Annotated in this window: 13 protein-coding genes; 8 read left to right on the forward strand and 5 right to left on the reverse strand. The window is 60.9% G+C overall.

Translation table 11 applies throughout. The annotated features are described in order from the left end of the window. Window positions 1-219 precede the first annotated feature (219 nt). Entirely contained in the window at window positions 220-450 is a 231-nt protein-coding gene (locus tag VPH40_RS01550; RefSeq protein WP_305051774.1) for a hypothetical protein, read from the forward strand. A 5-nt stretch (window positions 451-455) separates the two neighbouring features. Here the strand turns inward: VPH40_RS01550 and VPH40_RS01555 are convergent, their stop codons facing one another. Further along, entirely contained in the window at window positions 456-1,505 is a 1,050-nt protein-coding gene (locus tag VPH40_RS01555; protein ID WP_328572435.1) for a DNA topoisomerase IB, read from the reverse strand. A gap of 92 nt (window positions 1,506-1,597) precedes the next feature. On the opposite strand from VPH40_RS01555, the gene VPH40_RS01560 reads away from it, so the two are divergent. Continuing rightward, the gene (locus tag VPH40_RS01560; RefSeq protein ID WP_328572436.1) at window positions 1,598-1,981 is read left to right on the forward strand and encodes a YkvA family protein; all 384 of its coding nucleotides are present in this window, start codon (window positions 1,598-1,600) and stop codon (window positions 1,979-1,981) included. On the opposite strand, the gene VPH40_RS01565 is transcribed toward VPH40_RS01560, so the two are convergent. The 3 genes from VPH40_RS01565 to VPH40_RS01575 all read right to left on the reverse strand — a co-directional run bounded on the left by VPH40_RS01565 (window position 1,978) and on the right by VPH40_RS01575 (window position 5,751). Next, window positions 1,978-3,168, reverse strand: a complete 1,191-nt coding sequence (locus tag VPH40_RS01565; protein ID WP_305051777.1) for a serine hydrolase domain-containing protein — start codon at window positions 3,166-3,168, stop codon at window positions 1,978-1,980. The two genes, VPH40_RS01560 and VPH40_RS01565, sit on opposite strands and share 4 nt — an antisense overlap. Before the next feature lie 109 nt (window positions 3,169-3,277). After that, a complete protein-coding gene (locus VPH40_RS01570) occupies window positions 3,278-4,573 on the reverse strand; it encodes a cation:proton antiporter (protein WP_328572437.1) in 1,296 nt (431 codons plus the stop codon). A 50-nt stretch (window positions 4,574-4,623) separates the two neighbouring features. Then, a complete protein-coding gene (locus tag VPH40_RS01575) occupies window positions 4,624-5,751 on the reverse strand; it encodes a mechanosensitive ion channel family protein (protein WP_099664189.1) in 1,128 nt (375 codons plus the stop codon). A 258-nt stretch (window positions 5,752-6,009) separates the two neighbouring features. On the opposite strand from VPH40_RS01575, the gene VPH40_RS01580 reads away from it, so the two are divergent. The 5 genes from VPH40_RS01580 (at window position 6,010) to VPH40_RS01600 (ending at window position 13,425) form a co-directional block, all read left to right on the forward strand. Then, window positions 6,010-8,277 carry an alpha,alpha-trehalose-phosphate synthase (UDP-forming) gene (locus tag VPH40_RS01580; RefSeq protein WP_328572438.1) on the forward strand — a complete coding sequence of 756 codons (2,268 nt, stop codon included), beginning with the start codon at window positions 6,010-6,012 and terminating at the stop codon, window positions 8,275-8,277. Next, window positions 8,277-9,038 (forward strand): trehalose-phosphatase, encoded by a 762-nt coding sequence (gene otsB, locus VPH40_RS01585; protein WP_328572439.1) that lies wholly within the window; start codon window positions 8,277-8,279, stop codon window positions 9,036-9,038. The genes VPH40_RS01580 and otsB overlap by 1 nt, the downstream gene beginning before the upstream one ends. Before the next feature lie 3 nt (window positions 9,039-9,041). Continuing rightward, window positions 9,042-10,871 carry a glycoside hydrolase family 15 protein gene (locus VPH40_RS01590; RefSeq protein ID WP_328572440.1) on the forward strand — a complete coding sequence of 610 codons (1,830 nt, stop codon included), beginning with the start codon at window positions 9,042-9,044 and terminating at the stop codon, window positions 10,869-10,871. A 552-nt stretch (window positions 10,872-11,423) separates the two neighbouring features. After that, window positions 11,424-12,680 carry an ATP-binding protein gene (locus tag VPH40_RS01595; RefSeq protein WP_328572441.1) on the forward strand — a complete coding sequence of 419 codons (1,257 nt, stop codon included), beginning with the start codon at window positions 11,424-11,426 and terminating at the stop codon, window positions 12,678-12,680. Between the two features lie 7 nt (window positions 12,681-12,687). Continuing rightward, complete coding sequence (locus VPH40_RS01600; protein WP_328572442.1) at window positions 12,688-13,425, forward strand: HNH endonuclease; 738 nt, start codon at window positions 12,688-12,690, stop codon at window positions 13,423-13,425. 367 nt (window positions 13,426-13,792) lie between these two features. Here VPH40_RS01600 and VPH40_RS01605 read toward each other — a convergent pair whose 3' ends face one another. Further along, a complete protein-coding gene (locus VPH40_RS01605; protein WP_328572443.1) occupies window positions 13,793-14,710 on the reverse strand; it encodes a LysR family transcriptional regulator in 918 nt (305 codons plus the stop codon). Window positions 14,711-14,829: 119 nt separating this feature from the next. On the opposite strand from VPH40_RS01605, the gene mdcA reads away from it, so the two are divergent. Continuing rightward, entirely contained in the window at window positions 14,830-16,503 is a 1,674-nt protein-coding gene (gene mdcA / locus VPH40_RS01610) for a malonate decarboxylase subunit alpha (protein WP_099664183.1), read from the forward strand. Window positions 16,504-16,507: the final 4 nt, after the last annotated feature.

Genomic DNA, 16,507 nt, shown 5'->3' on the forward strand with positions numbered 1-16,507 from the left:
TCAAGCAGGAAGCGTTCCCGTACAAAATGTGCTGTAAAAACAAGGGCTTGGCTGAGGCGGGCCGGCGCCGGTGTCAAATCCGCCGACATGGGTCTTTATGGCTGAGCCTGTCAGCGCTGTCCTACTTATCTTGTCGAAACTGTCTGATTGTATGCCTTGCGGAAACACGCGATGATGATGTTCATGCTGCAACAGCCAACCAGTCCGACGGAGTATGCGATGCAAAAGCCAGTCCAGTCCATCCACGTGAACAAGCCGTTCCTGCTGATTTGCCTGTTTACTTTCTCGACCCTGGCGGCCACCTTGATGAATACGGACGAGGCGCGGACGGACGATGCCGCCCCGGCGCCCGTGGCGCGCGATGCAGGCCACGGCGCCTTGCCCGTCTGCCGCAGCGACGCCCTCACACTGTCGGCCCAGTGCCAGCCCCAGCCGGCCCGCCAGGCTTGATGGGGTCAAGCCTGCAGGCGCTGCTGCAGCAAGGCCAGCACGGCCGCTTCTTCCGGCGCCAGCGCCGGCAAGTCTTCCTGTAATTGCTGCCGCGCCCGCGCGCGCATGCCTTCCCATAGGCTACCATCCAGATACGATTCCAGCACGGCCGGGTGCACATAGCACTTGCGGCAGATCGTCGGCGTGTTGCCCAGTTTTTTTGCCACCGACTCGATAGCCTGCACGATGTTTTTCTTCGCTTGCGCCTCGGAATCGACCTGCTCGAACGCCTGCAGGGCCAGCGCGGCCAGCAGGGTGCCGGACCAGGTGCGGAAATCCTTGGCCGTGTAGTCTTCGCCCGTCACTTCGCGCAGGTAATCGTTGACGTCGCCCGAATCGACGCCGTGGCGCGCGCCATCCTCATCGACATATTGAAACAGTTCCTGCCCCGGCAGCTCGCGCATGCGCTGCAGCACCCTGGCCAGGCGCCGGTCGCTGAGGCGGATATCGTGGCGCACGCCGCTCTTGCCCTTGAAGCGGAAGGCCACGGCGTTGCCGTCGAGCTGCACGTGGCGCGTGCGCAGGGTCGTCAGGCCGAACGATTTATTGGTGCGCGCATATTCTTCGTTGCCGATGCGCATCATCGTCAATTCCAGCAAGTGCACGATGGTGGCCAGCACTTTTTCACGGGGCAAGCCGGGCAGCTGCATACCGCGCGCGACGGCGGCGCGGATGGCGGGCAGGGCGCGGCCAAAGCTGAGCATGCGCTCGTACTTCACTTCATCGCGCACCTGGCGCCAGCGCGCATGGTAGCGGTATTGCTTGCGGCCCCGCGCATCGCGCCCCGTCGCCTGCAGGTGTCCCGTCGCGTGCGGGCAGATCCACACGTCCGTCCAGGCGGGCGGTATGGCCAGTGCCTTGATGCGCGTCAAGGCGGCGGCATCGCGCAGGAACTGGCCGTCCCCGTCGCGGTAGCGGAATTTGCCGGGCTTGCCCAGGCGGGCGATGCCGCGCTGGTGGTCGCCCGTGTAGCGCAGGCCGGCGGCGCGGGCCGTGGTGGTGGCGGATATTTCCATGACGCTAGCTTACCTTGCACGCCGCGCGCCCGGCGCGCCGTTATGCTAAGGTGCGCATTCGTAACGCCGTGCGCGGCAGACAGGAGCAGCAGATGTTTGGCAGAAAAAAGAATCTGGAAGAAGACCACGCCCCCCAGGCCGACAAGCAGTATGAAAGGAAATACACGGATGACAGCTTCTGGGACAAGGTCGTCAAGTTTGCCAAGACGGCGGGGCGCGAAGTCATCGAAAAAGCCCTGTGGCTGTACTACGCGGCGCAGCAGCCGAACACCCCGCTATGGGCCAAGACGGCCATCTACGGCGCGCTCGGCTATTTCATTTCGCCCATCGACGCGATTCCCGACATCACGCCCGTCGTCGGCTATGCGGATGACCTGGCCGTGCTGGCGGCGGCCGTTGCCACGGTCGCCACCTACATCACGGCCGACGTCAAGGAACGGGCCGCCGAGAAACTGCGCGGCTGGTTCGGCGCCTAGGCTTTCTTTGCCGCCGGCGCGCCGCTGCCCCCATGGGCCAGCAGGCGCAGCACGACTTCTTTCTGGAATGAACGAAACTCCTTGTCCGCGCTGACGTTGGCAAAGGCCAGCACGGCCGTCTTGCTGGCGCGGTCGACGCAGACGACGGACGCGGCGCCCGGGTCGCCGCCGCTGTGCGTGGCCAGCGGCTTGCCGTCGACGTCGCGCAGCAGCCACACCAGCGCCTGGCGCACGGATGAATCGGCGGGCACGACGGGAGCCGCTTGCGGGGCGAAAAACAGTTGCAGGGTGGCGTCCTGCAGGTAGCGGTGGCCATCGACCCGGCCGCCATTGCTGAAAATGGCCAGGAAGCGGGCGAAGTCATGCGCCGAGCTGCGCAGCAGGCCGGCCGGCCAGTCCGGATAGCCGACGGGCGGCAGCACTTGCAGGCCCGGCTCCTTGTGCACATACGGCTGGGCGACGACGGCGCGCCGCGGCAAGCCTGCCAGGCTCCACGCCGTATGGTCCATGCCCAGCGGTTCGAACAGGTGCTCGTGCGTAAAGGCGTCGAGGCCATCGGGGTTCACGCGGCCCACCAGATAGCCGAGCAGGGCGATGCCGACATTGCTGTAGCGCCATTCCGTGCCGGGCCGTGCCGCAAACGACACATCCGCGTCGTACCAGGCGCCGCCGCGCGACAGATAGCCCTTGACGAAGTCGCGCAGCGGTAATCGCGGGTCGCCCTGCACGGCAAACGCCGTCGTTTTTTCGTACACGGCGTCGGAAATGCCCGAGGTGTGGCTGAGCAGATGGCGAAAGGTGATGGGCACGTCGGGAAACTTCGGGTGCATGAGCGGGAAGTCCAGGTAGGCCGCCACCTTGTCGTCCAGCTGGAAGGCGCCCTGTTCCAGCAGCATCATGACGGCCGCGGCCGTGACGAGCTTGCTGACGGACGCGACATGGAACACCGTGTTGGCGTCGGCCTTCTTGCCGGCCTGGATGTCGGCCCAGCCATAGCCGCGCGCGAAAAGGGTCTGTTCGCCGCGCACCACGGCCACGCCCATGCCCGGCGTTTCCGTGCGGGCCAGTCCATCGCGCATGAAGCCGTCAAATTCCGTTTCCCACGCCAGCCTGGCCGGATCGGTGGCGCAGCCCGTTTGCAGCAGGGCCAGTGAGACGCCCAGTCCCAGCACGCTTCGTCGTTTCATTGATTCTCTCTTTTGCCATTTTTAATTATCTTAACAACATTTCCGCCCGACATAGGGGCGATTGACAAAACATTGCTTTGAACCAATGACAAAGTGGGCCGACTGGTGCCTATTTGCGCCAATAGCGTTCCAGCAGGGGCTTGACCGTCAAGCCGTGCGCGACGATGGACAGGATGACGACGACCAGGGTGATGTCGGCCAGGTCGCGCGCCAGCCCGCGCGGCAAGCCATGCGCGATGGCATAGCTGAGGTAGTACAGCGAGCCGATGCCGCGCACGCCGAACCAGGCGGCCAGCCCGCGCAGGCGCACGCTGGTACCCGAAGCGAGCAAGCCGAGCATCACGCTGGCCGGGCGCGCCACGAGCAGCAGGAACAGCGCCACGCTCCACGCCTGCCAGCGCCAGGCGGCGGCCGTGACGGCGCCGCCCAGCAGCAGTACCAGGGTCAGTTCGGACAGGCGTTCCAGGTGTTCCTTGAAGACGAGCGATTCGCCGCTGACGGTCAGCGTCACCTCGCCGTCGTGCGGTCTGGCGGCGGACGCGGCGTGGGTTTCCCCCGCTTGCAGCAAGCCTTGCCGGTCTTTCGGCGCGCCGGCCAGCCGCAGTTCCGTCTGGCGCAGGGCCACGCCGGCAAAGAACACGGCCAAAAAGCCCCACGCGTGCAGCCAGGTCGCCACGCCGTACACGCAGGCGATCAAGCCCAGGGCCGCCAGGTCGTCCAGCATCGCGTGTTTCGGTTCCTTGGCGCGCACCTGCCAGGCCAGCCACGCCAGCAGCGCGCCGCCGGCCGCGCCCAGGGCGATGGCGCCCGCGCTGGCCCAGACCAGATCGCGCCACAGCCAGGTGGCGCCATGGGGACCCAGCTCATGCAAGCCCAGCAATCCGAGGCCCAGCATGACGAAAGGAAAGCCGCTGCCATCGTTCATGCCCGCTTCGCTGGTCAGGATGAAGCGCAATTGCTCGCTGTCGCCCGCATGGCGCAGTTGCACGTCCGTGGCCAGCACGGGATCGGTGGGCGCGAGGATGGCGCCCAGCAGCACGCCCGCGCCCAGGGGCAGGCCCAGCACCAGGCAGGAGAAGGCCGCCACCAGGGCCACGGACAGGGCCATCGACAGCCACGCCAGGCGCAGCGACGGCAGCCAGCGCGCCAGGCTGAAGGGCACGGGCATCTTCACGCCGGCGGAAAACAGGGAGATGAGGACGGCGATTTCCGTCAGGGTTTCCAGCAGGGGCGCCTGCCGCACCAGGTCGAAGGCAAACAGGCCGAGGAACATGGGGCCCAGCAGCAGACCCACGCCCAGGTAAGCCATGGCCGAGGTCAAGGGCAGGCGCGCGATGCCGTCGGCGCCCAGGCCACGCGCCAGCATCAGGCAGCCGATCAGGATGAACCAGGCAGTGGTGCTCATGCGCCTTATTCTAGCGGCGCGCGGGCGAGGGCAGCGCGCCGCAGGTTTGGTCAAGCCTTGTGCTGCGCCTTGTACAGCGACACGCTGTCGTTCTGCGCCTGCATGGCGTGCAGCTCGATGGGGTCGTGCGTGGAGCGCAAGCGGGGCAAGCCGTCCGGATAATTAGCCGTGATAAAGGCCAGCATCTGCTCGCGCACGATGCAGCGCAGCTCGAAAGCGAGGCCCGAATCTGCCGCACTGACGAGGAAGCGCACGCGCACGGCCCGCTCGTTCGAATCCGTCGCCTGCACCGTGCAGACGCGGCCATCCCATTGCGCGGCTCCTTCGCAGATGCGCGTCAGTTCCGCGCGCAGCGGGTCGAGCGGGATGCTGAAATCGAGCCACAGGAATACCGTGCCCAGCAGGGTGGACGAGCTGTGCGTCCAGTTCTCGAACGGATTCTCAATGAACCATTGCAGCGGCACGATCAGGCGGCGCTCGTCCCACACGCGCACGACCACATACGTGCCCTTGATTTCCTCGACCTTGCCCCATTCGCCATTGACGATCAGCACGTCGTCGATGCGGATGGGTTGCGAAAACGCAATTTGCAACCCAGCAATGAAATTGCCCAGCACGGGACGGGCGGCGATACCGGCCACCAGGCCCGCCACGCCGGCCGACGCGAGCAGGCTGGCGCCGATCTGCCGCGCGCCTGGCAAGGTCAGCAGCACGAAGGCCAGGCCCAGGATGACGACGATGGCGTGCGCGCTGCGCGTGAGCACGCGGGCTTGCGTGATCAGGCGGCGCGCGCGCAGGTTGTCGGCCACGTCGACGGGGTTGACTTCGGAAATCGTGATGGACAGGGCCTGGATGCATTGCATGGCCAGCCAGGTCAGCGCGATGATCAGCGCCACGCTGGCGAGATGCGACATGGCCAGCAAGCCCGGCGTGTCGTCGGGCGCGCCGGCCAGCACCATGCGCAGGCCGAAGACGATCACGCACAGCTGGCTGGCGCGGAAGGCCACGCGCGTGGCGTTGGTGGTGAACGGGCGGCCATTGGCCAGCCTTTTCAGTAAACCAATGCCGGCCCGGTGCACGCCGATGGCGACCACCGTGACGAGCAGGGCGGAAACGAGCACGGTCAGCGCCGAGCGCAGCGGGCCTCCCATCAGCGAGTGGAACGTGCTGAGATCCATAGGCGAAAACTCCTTGTTCTTAGTGAAATGGATGTCGGAAGCGGTATTTTACGGGCAGATGGCGTAACGGGGGCGTGCGTTGCCGTACGGATAAGACCTGCGTCAAGGTGGATACTGGAAGAAATTGCTGCGCTGCGCCATGCCACGTTGACGTTTCGCTACGGAAAGCAAACGGGCGTCGCTGCAGTGGAAACATAGTCATACTTGCCATGCTTTTTGTTTTTGCAAAGGAAAACGATGATAGTACGATCACTCCGAATGTCCTTGCGCTTCATCCTGCCACTGGCCCTGGTGCTGGGATTGTTTGCTTATATCGTGGTACCCCTGCTCGACAATATCACCCTGCGCTGGTACGTGCGCGACCTCGACAGCCGGGCAGAATTGCTCGCTGGAACCCTCCGGCCCTCGCTCACCGAATACCTGCCCGCGCAGGACGCCACGCGCGTCAAAGAACTGTTCCAGGGCGCCACGCGCGACGAACGCCTGATCGCCATCGGCTTTTGCGACAACGCCGGCCACTTGCTGTACCAGTCCGCGCAATACCCAACTTCCATCGGCTGCTGGAGCACGCCTCCCACGGGCGGCCTGTACAAATCCCTGGCGCAATTGCCGCAAGGCCAGGTCCACCTCAGCGAAACGCCCGTGATGCAGGATGCGTCCCAGCTGGGACGGCTGGTGCTGGTGCAGGACATGAGCTTTGTCGAGCGCCGCAATACGGATACCAAGCGTTTCATCTTTGCCTTCCTGGCCGTGTTGGCCGTGCTGATTTCCCTGATGACCGTGTTCGTGGCCCACCTGAGCTGGCGCGGCTGGCTGTCGGCCGTGAAAGATATTCTGCGGGGCGAGTTGTTGCCGAAAAGTAATGGAGCCGTGGCCGCCGCCGCACCCGCCGCCGCGCCCGCGCCGCCGCCGGAAATGCAGCCGCTGATCGGCGATCTGCGCGAATTGCTGCAGGAATACCATCTGGAACGCCAGGGCGATAACGGCTGGTCGTCCGACTGGACGCCGGACAAGCTGCGCGGCTTGCTGGAAGCGGATCTTGCGGGAGATCAAGTGCTGGTGGTGTCGAACCGCGAACCGTACATCCACACGAAAACAGATACCGGCATCGCCGTCCAACGTCCCGCCAGCGGCCTGGTGACGGCCGTGGAAGCCGTGATGCGCGCCTGTTCCGGCACGTGGATCGCGCATGGCGCCGGTTCCGCCGACCGCGAGACGGTGGATAAGCTCGACCATGTTCCCGTGCCGCCCGACAATCCCAGCTATACCTTGCGCCGCGTATGGCTGACGGAAGAGGAAGAGCAGGGCTATTATTATGGTTTCGCCAATGAGGGCATGTGGCCGCTGTGCCATATTGCCCACGTGCGCCCCGTGTTCCGCTCGTCCGACTGGGAGCAATACGTGAAGGTCAACCGCCGCTTCGCCGACGCTGTGATCGCCGAAGCGAAGACGGACAACCCCGTCGTGCTGGTGCAGGATTACCACTTCGCCTTGCTGCCGCGCATGGTGCGCGAAGCCTTGCCGAAGGCGACGATCATCACGTTCTGGCATATCCCCTGGCCGAATTCCGAATCGTTCGGCATTTGCCCATGGCGCGAAGAAATCCTCGATGGCTTGCTGGGCAGCACCATCCTCGGCTTCCACACGCCATTCCACCGCAAGAATTTCCTCGAAACGGTGGACCGCTACCTGGAAACCCGCATCGAGCCGGAAGCGTCGACCATTTCCTACGGCGGCGAGATGACGCAGGTCGAGGATTACCCGATTTCCATCGCCTGGCCCGAGGACGACCCGGCGCAGCCCGACGTGGCCACCTGCCGCGCACAGATCCGCAGCGAGCTGGGCGTGGCCCAAGACCACTTGCTGGGCATTGGCGTGGATCGCCTCGATTACACGAAAGGTATCGTCGAGCGCTTCCAGGCCGTCGAGCGCATGCTGGAACAGCAGCCTGGCATGGTGGGCAATTTTACCTTTGTGCAAATCGCCGCTCCCAGCCGCGCTTCGCTTGATGAATATCAAAGTTTTGACGCCAGGGTGCGCAAGATGGTCGAGCGCATCAACCGCCGTTTCGGCAGCGGAGATTACGTGCCCATCCTGCTGAAAGCGGAGCACCACGGCCAGGACGACTTGCAGCGCTATTTCCGCGCCTCGGAAGTGTGCATGGTGACAAGCTTGCATGACGGCATGAATCTGGTGGCCAAGGAATTCATCGCCGCGCGCGACGACGAGCTGGGCGTACTTGTTTTAAGTCAATTCACGGGCGCCGCGCGCGAGCTGCACGAAGCGCTGATCATCAACCCGTATCACATCGAGCAGGGCGCGGACGCCCTGTACCGCGCCCTCGTGATGCCGCCGGTGGAACAGCGCGAGCGCATGAAGAGCATGCGGGCCCGCGTGAAACATTTCAATGTGTACCGCTGGGCCGGGCGCATGCTGCTGGACGCGGCCCGTTTGCGCCAGCGCGACAAGGTCATGACCAAGATCGACGCCCACAGCCGCATCAAGCGGCGCAAGGGGATGATCTGATGGTCGAGACCCCTGACGATAGCGCGGCCTTGCTGCAGTTGCTGGGTACGCCCGGCACAGCCGTTTTCCTCGACTTCGACGGCACCCTGGTCGACCTGGCGCCCACGCCCGACGGCGTGCGCCTGGAAGCGGGCGTCATTGAGGCGCTGGCGCTGCTGGCCGAACGCCATGGGGGCGCGCTGGCCGTCATTTCCGGGCGTCCCGTGACGCAGATCGACGCCATGCTGGCGCCCCTGGTGTTGCCGGTGGCGGGCGTGCATGGCGTGGAGCGGCGCGGCGCCGATGGCACGTTCAGCGTGGCGGCCACGCCCGACGTGTCGCCCGTGCTGGCGCGCGCGCAGGCGCTGGCGGCGATGCACCCCGGCTTGCTGGTGGAGCGCAAGCGGGGCGCCGTGGCCCTGCATTACCGGCTGGCGCCCGAACTCGAACAATTATGCATGCAAGAAATGACGGCGGTCGTGCAAGCGTGCCCAGGGGTATTGCTATTGCATGGCAAAATGGTTCTGGAAGCCAAGCCGTCCGCCACGGACAAGGGCGGCGCCATCGCCGCCTTCATGCAGGAAACCCCGTTCGCCGGCCGCCGGCCCGTGTTCGCGGGCGACGACACCACCGACGAGGCGGGCTTTGTCTTTGTTCAACAAGCAGGCGGGCAGGGCGTGAAAGTGGGCAGCGGCCCCAGCGCCGCCACCCTGCGCCTGGCCAGCCCGCGCGCCTTGCGCGCCGCGCTGCTGGCCGCGTCCGTATCCCCTTTCAAGGAGTAGCCGATGACCATATCCAATGAACAAGCTGATGACACCCCCGGCGGCGCGCCCGCGCAAGCGTCCCTCAACTGCGGCGTGGTGGGCAATTGCGCCTTCAGCGCCCTGATCGACCAGGCGGGGCAGGTCGTCTGGTCGTGCCTGCCCCGTTTCGACGGCGATCCCGTCTTCAACCGCTTGCTGGACGACACTGAAAACGGCAGCGTGTGGGCCATCGACATCGAAAACTTCGCGCGCAGCGAGCAAGTCTACGAGCCGAACACGGCCGTGCTGCGCACGCGGCTGTACGATACGCAGGGGCGCGGCGTGGAAATCACGGATTTTGCCCCCCGATTCCTCAGCCGCGACCGCATGTTCCGCCCGCTGATGCTGATACGCCGGGTCCGTCCGCTCGACCACGCCGTGCGCATCCGCGTGCGCCTGCGCCCCCGCTACGACTGGGGCAAACTGGCGCCGCAGATCACGCAGGGCAGCCACCACATCCGCTACGTGGGACCGGAACAGACCTTGCGCCTGAACACCGATGTATCGCTCAACTATGTACTGAGCGAAACGTATTTCGTGCTGGGCGGCACTGCCAACTTCCTTCTCGGTCCCGATGAAACCCTGGCCGGCGGCATCGACGAGACGGCGCGCATCTTCGAAAAGGAAACCATCAATTATTGGCGCACCTACACGCGGCGCCTGGCCGTGCCCCTGGAATGGCAGGACGTGGTGATCCGCGCCGCCATCACATTAAAACTGTCTTTATATGAAGACACGGGCGCCATCATCGCCGCCATGACCACCAGCATCCCGGAAGCGCCCGGCAGCAGCCGCAACTGGGATTACCGCTATTGCTGGCTGCGCGACGCCTTCTTTGTCGTGCGGGCATTGAACAGCCTGTCGGAAGTGGGCACCATGGAGGAATATCTGCGCTGGCTGACGAATATCGTCGCCCGCTCGAAGGGCGGCCACATCCAGCCCCTGTACGGCATCGGCCTGGAAGAGCAGTTGCCCGAATCCATGCTCGACCACTTGCCCGGCTACCGGGGCAACGGCCCCGTGCGCGTCGGCAACCAGGCGCAGGAACACTTCCAGCACGATGTCTACGGCAACATTGTATTAGGCGCGGCGCAGGCCTTCCTCGACCACCGATTGTTCCACCGGGCGGGAAAAGCCGAGTTTGCCGCGCTGGAAGCCGTGGGCGACCAGGCCTTCCGCCTGCACGCGGAGCCGGACGCGGGCATGTGGGAGCTGCGCACGCGGGCGAGGGTCCACACCTCGTCGATGCTGATGAGCTGGGCCGCCTGCGACCGCCTGGCCAAGGTCGCGCACAAGCTGGGCTTGGACGACCGGGCCGATCACTGGAACAGCCGCGCCGTGCTGATCCGCGAGAGATTACTGCGCGAAGCGTGGAGCGAAGAGCGGCAAGCCTTCGCGGAAAGCCTGGGCGGACGCGACCTGGACGCCTCCGTGCTCTTGATGGCGGAAGTCAACTTCATCGACCCCATGGACCCGCGTTTCATCGCGACAGTCGACGCGCTGGAGGCATCCTTGTGCGACGGCCCCTACATGCGCCGCTACGAAGCGCCCGACGACTTCGGCAAACCGGAAACAGCCTTCAATATCTGCACCTTCTGGCGCATCGACGCCCTGGCGCGCATCGGCAGGAAAGACGAAGCACGCAAGATTTTCGAGACCATGCTGCTGGCGCGCAACCACCTGGGCTTGCTGTCGGAAGACACGCATCCCGTGACGGGGGAGATGTGGGGGAATTTCCCGCAGACGTATTCGATGGTGGGCTTGATCAACTGCGCGGTGAGGTTGTCGGCGCCTTGGGATAGTGCGGTGTGATCGTGTGACTGATGTCAGCGAGAGAGTTTTCTTTATCGGCTTAACACGGAAAGCCCTCCGAAGGATAGTGCCGTTCAGGTGAGCCTGCACGGCATTTTTTTAGGAAGTTCCATTTAAAAGAGCCTGCTAGCTAGTCTGACGAAATTAGTTGTGAATGCAGTTTCGAATCCTTTCATCAAGGATTCCACTCGTCCCCCAGATCCGTGCCAAGGTCGTGTTTTACACAGGTGCGTGTCGTCGCGCTGTATGTCGCTACTATTGAAAAACAAATGCATTGTACCAAAGCAGTTGATCGAACAAGGATTACAATAGACCTTCCCACACTACCTAAATTACGAAGTTGAGATCGAACTATAAGGCCATGCCGCAGCGTTACTCTGACCGAGTCTTGGCACTACACATTAACCGAGCGACATGAACATGTCCAACAGGCCATTGCTATGAAAGTGTCCAATTCGTGCTATCAATCTTATCTTGTTCAACTAATCATTGCAAATTTCTTATCTAGCAAATATAGTATTTAAAACTAATATGCTAAATAGGGAGAGCAAGATGGCCAGAAAAATCGAGACGGATGCAACGGAGGCATCGGACAAGTTAGTTCAAGACTTATTGGGCCGGATTCAATTGGCAACTAAGTATATGCGCGAAGGTAAAGTAACTTATCTAATCGGTAATAATGGAACTGGAAAAAGCAGCATCTTAGGTAAATTGGCAGAGCAACTTGAACACACACGTCCTCTACGTCCGGTGGCTTGCATCGCTAATTCCATTTATGATAAATTTAAATTCAGAACTGTAAATGTTGGTAACGTCCGTTATCTGGGGGCGAAAAATGCACCCAATGCAGTATTTCATTCTGCGATTGATCGACAATTAAGTCGATTAATTCTTCAGGCTATGTTGCGTGATCGAAACCTTCTTAAGAAACTGTCTGATACTGTAAAAATGGATTTCTCCTTCTCGCTTGGGAAAGATTTAAAAAGAGAAGTTGAGGAGCGTATTGATGTAAAAACTACGCGTGGCAAGGCACGTGCAGACTTACTAACATCCACATCCTTATCTATGCTTGATCGAATTTCCAAGGGTGGGGGGCGATTCGAACACCTGACGGTTCCTCAAATAAGAGTATTTTTACGGTATCTGGAACTAAATATTGATTTTGATCTCTATGTTCGACTACCAAGTGAACAACTGCTTCTCTTTGGATTTCTCAGTACAGGAGAACAGAACCGAACATTGTTATTCGCAAAAATATTAAGCGTGATGGAAGAAGGTGTAGTTTTTCTCATCGATGAACCAGAGATTAGCCTGCATCTTCATTGGCAGATGGGATTTCACGGCACTTTGATGTCGTTGCTTTCCGGACTTAAACGTTTTCACGCAGTGATTGCAACACATGCGCCGATCGTAATAAGTGAGGCTGCTAGGTATGATCCTCAAAGTCAGCTTAATAAAGTTGCTGTCATGCGTCATATAAGGGCTGAAGGCAAAGTCCCTGGTGAAGAAGGCCCTGGTGCAGCTCCTGTGACATGTGAATTCCATACATTCGCTGAGGTTGCCAGTCATGATCAACTTGTACTTCGTTACTTTCAGACAGCTCCATATCACGCACGCGAGGTCAGCTTGGAAATTGCCGACGCCGTTCTTAGCGCCACAGAAGATTTTGGAGGTGGAAATGAGCGAAAAGCCAAGAAAATTTTACTCGACCTTCGAGAGGCAGTTGGTCTATCCGATCAAGTCAAAAAGCAAATAGATATGGCATTAGAACTTATTGAGCATGGACTTATGATGTCTCTAAAAGGTTAAGATAAATATGAAATCTTTATGTGTGGATTCGATCCAACTTGGACATCTCGCTAAGTTGGTGATGCTTATTCGATCGGGTTCAATAAATGGTACCCAAGCATGGTCGGCCTTCTCATCACCGGAAAACTCTAAAATATTGAAGCTGCGTGATGGTACATCGCAAACATTTAAGTTTTCCTTGGCAGAAAGAAAAACATATGATTTCATTCGCGAAGTTGCGCAGAAGAAGATCTATGAAAAATATGGGCGAATATGTTCTTACTGCCGACGTCCTGTTGGGCACTATGGCTACAGCTGGCATATTGAACACGTATTGCCTAAAAGTATTTATCCATCTCTTACTTTTAAACTCGCTAATCTTATACCGGCATGTGTCGATTGCAATAGATGGAAAGGAGTAAGGGTTGATAAGTATGTAAAAAATAAGAAGTTATCAATCATAAATCCGTTAGATTCTGGATTTAAATATTCCAGTCATCTTCGTTACCTTCAAATAGGTACGGAAGATATTAGTTTTGCAAAATATATCCCCAATCCTGGATCCGCTGAGGGAATGGCGACGTATAAAAATTTAAGTTTTTCAGAAATTGAAATGGCGCACGCGATAGATAGACTTGATCCCATAACATCGGCACTTCATGAAAGGTTGACACGTGCGATGTCCATTGGGCTTGCAGCTAAAGATGCTAAAAATTTCTTAAATCTACTAGGTGAGATTAAGTCTGCCATTTACAGTCGACCGTAATTGGTAAATTTTAAGTTATTTTTTGAAATTTTAACTAATTTTATGTGATGTTAAATAGATTCGTTTTAGAGGTCGAGCAACCATGCGGACAGGTGTTGCATAGAGGGTGTGTCTTGCAACAATAGCGCATAAGGAGGGGCGAATGCTATTGGCGACAGCGTCAGCTCCGGTATTCTGACACGACCTCGGCTGTAACTATACCGAATAAGTTGCTCATTCACTGCGCGATCCTCCCGGCTTCGGGGTGGACGGCAACTGCCATGCTTGCTTCGCTTGGGGGCTAAGGTGCGCGCCTAAGTATTCAGATGAAATTATTGTGAATGCCGTTCCAAAACCCTTCACCAGCGATTTGACCTAGCTAAGCAACTTACTTGGCTGGCTCCCTGCGCCCATACAACCTGCACTCCGCCGCCAGTGCCAGCAAATTCGGATCGCGCTCGCGGCTACTCAGCATCAGCAGGGTGATTTGCTGGTGCGAGCCGTAGCGGGCGTCCAGGGGCAGCAGTTCGATGCGCGAGCTGAAGGCGCGCACTCTGCCGGGCAGCAGGCTGTAGCCGATGCCGCCGCTCACCAGGTTGATCAGGGAGAAGATGTCGCCCACGCGCATGGCCGTGTCGGGCACAAATCCCGCCAGCTCGAATGCGTGGTTGAAGCTTTGCGAGGTGACGAATCCCTCGTTGAGCGTGACGAATTTGTCGTCGCGCAGCGCCTGCAAGTCTACGGAAGCGGCCCCCGCATAGGGCGAAGCCAGCGGCGCGGCCAGGAAGATGTCGTCCTGGAACAGGGGCACGGCCACCAGGCCCGCATGGTGTTCGTCTTCCTGCACGCCGACGATGATGGCGTCCAGCCTGCCGTCGGCCAGGCTTTGCAGCAGTTCGCGGTTCGAGCCCAGAGTCAGGTCGATGTCCAGGCCCGGCCGGCGCAGTTTCAGGGCGATCACCAGTTGCGGGATGCAGTGCAGGGTCAAGGAATACAGCGAGCCGATCTTCAGGCGCACGGGGTTGATGCCCGACATTTCCCGTACCTTGCGCACGCCTTCCTCGCACTCGGCCAGCGCGCGCCGCGCCGATTCGGCAAAGGTGTAGGCCGCATGCAGGGGGATCAGGCTGCGGCCCTCTCGCTTGAACAGGGGGCAGCGCAAGCCGTCTTCCAGCGAATGCAGGGCGCGGTGCACGCTGACGGTGCTCTGGCCCAGCGCATCGGCCACCCGCGCCAGGTTGTTCAATTCCATAAAGCTGAGAAACACTTCCAGCTTTTTCAAGGTGATTTCTTCATTGATGGCCATGGCTAGCCTCTTTTATGGCAGTTCATTAACTTCAAGGTAATGAACATGGTAGCAGGTTGATTGTCGCGGTGACGCTTTCGTTCTATCGTCGGGGTTCGATAGCTCATTCCGGAGGCATGATGTCAACCGCCACAGCAGCGCCAGCGCAGCGGCAAAAACAATGGGACACGCGGCGCACGGAGAAGCGCCGCCGCCTGGAAGCCGTGCGCCAGTACGCGAGCGGCCCCGTGCTGCAACAGGGCGACATGGTCGCCGTGCTCGAAGCGCTGCTTGCGCCGGGCGACCGCGTCGTTCTTGAAGGCAATAACCAGAAGCAGGCCGACTTCCTCGCCCGCATGTTGACCCAGGTCAACCCCGACAAGATCCACCATCTGCACCTGATCATGCCCAGCGTCAGCCTGCCCGAGCACCTCGACTTGTTCGAGCGGGGCATCGCCCGCAAGCTCGATTTCTCGTTTGCCGGCACGCAAAGCCTGCGCATCGCGCAATTCCTGCAGGATGGCTTGCTGGAAGTGGGCGCCATCCACACGTATATCGAGCTGTATGCGCGCCTGTTCGTCGACCTCACGCCCAACGTCGTCATGGTGGCCGGCTACATGGCCGACCGCCAGGGCAATCTGTACACGGGCCCCAGCACCGAGGACACGCCCACGCTGGTGGAATCGGCCGCCTTCCGCGACGGCATCGTCATCGCCCAGGTGAACCAGATCGTCGACGACGTCAGCGACTTGCCGCGGGTCGACGTGCCTGGCTCGTGGATCGATTTCGTCGTGCAGTCCGACAAACCGTTCTTCATCGAGCCCTTGTTTACCCGCGACCCGCGCGTGATCAAGCCCGTGCACGTGCTGATGGCCATGATGGCGATCCGCGGCGTGTATGAAAAACACCAGGTGCAGTCGCTCAATCACGGCATCGGCTTCAATACGGCCGCCATCGAACTGATTTTGCCCACCTACGGCGAGCAGCTGGGCTTGAAGGGCAAGATTTGCCGCAACTGGGTGCTCAACCCCCATCCGACCCTGATTCCCGCGATCGAGACGGGCTGGGTCGAGAGCGTGCACTGCTTCGGCGCGGAGCTGGGCATGGAAGGCTATGCGGCCGCCCGGCCCGACGTGTTCTTCACGGGCCGCGACGGTTCCATGCGCTCGAACCGCGCCCTGTGCCAGCTGGCGGGCCAGTATGCGGTCGACCTGTTCATCGGCGCCACCCTGCAGATGGATGGCCTGGGCAATTCGTCCACCGTCACCAACGGCCGCCTGGCCGGTTTCGGCGGCGCGCCCAACATGGGCCACGATCCGCACGGCCGTCGCCATCCGACGCCCGCCTGGCTGGACCTGATCGAGACGGACGACCCGCTCGCGCGCGGGAAGAAGCTGGTGGTGCAGATGGTCGAGACCTTCCAGGACGGCGGCCAGCCGACCATCGTCGAATCGCTCGACGCCGTGGCCGTGGGCCAGGCCAGCGGCATGCCGCTGGCGCCCGTGATGATCTATGGCGACGACGTCACCCACGTACTGACGGAGGAGGGCATCGCCTACCTGTACAAGGCTCGCTCGCTCGACGAACGCAAGGCCATGCTGGCGGCGGTGGCTGGCGTGACGCCCATCGGCCTGCGCCACGACCCGAAGACGACGGCGAAACTGCGCGCCGACGGCTTGATCGCGCTGCCCGAGGATATCGGCGTGCAGCGCGGCGCCGCGAACCGCTCGCTGCTGGCTGCGAAAAGCATCGCCGACCTGGTCGAATGGTCCGACGGCCTGTATCAACCACCCGCCAAATTCAGGAGCTGGTAATGAT

The organism is Janthinobacterium sp. P210005 (genome assembly GCF_036231865.1).
Lineage (GTDB): Bacteria > Pseudomonadota > Gammaproteobacteria > Burkholderiales > Burkholderiaceae_D > Janthinobacterium > Janthinobacterium kumbetense.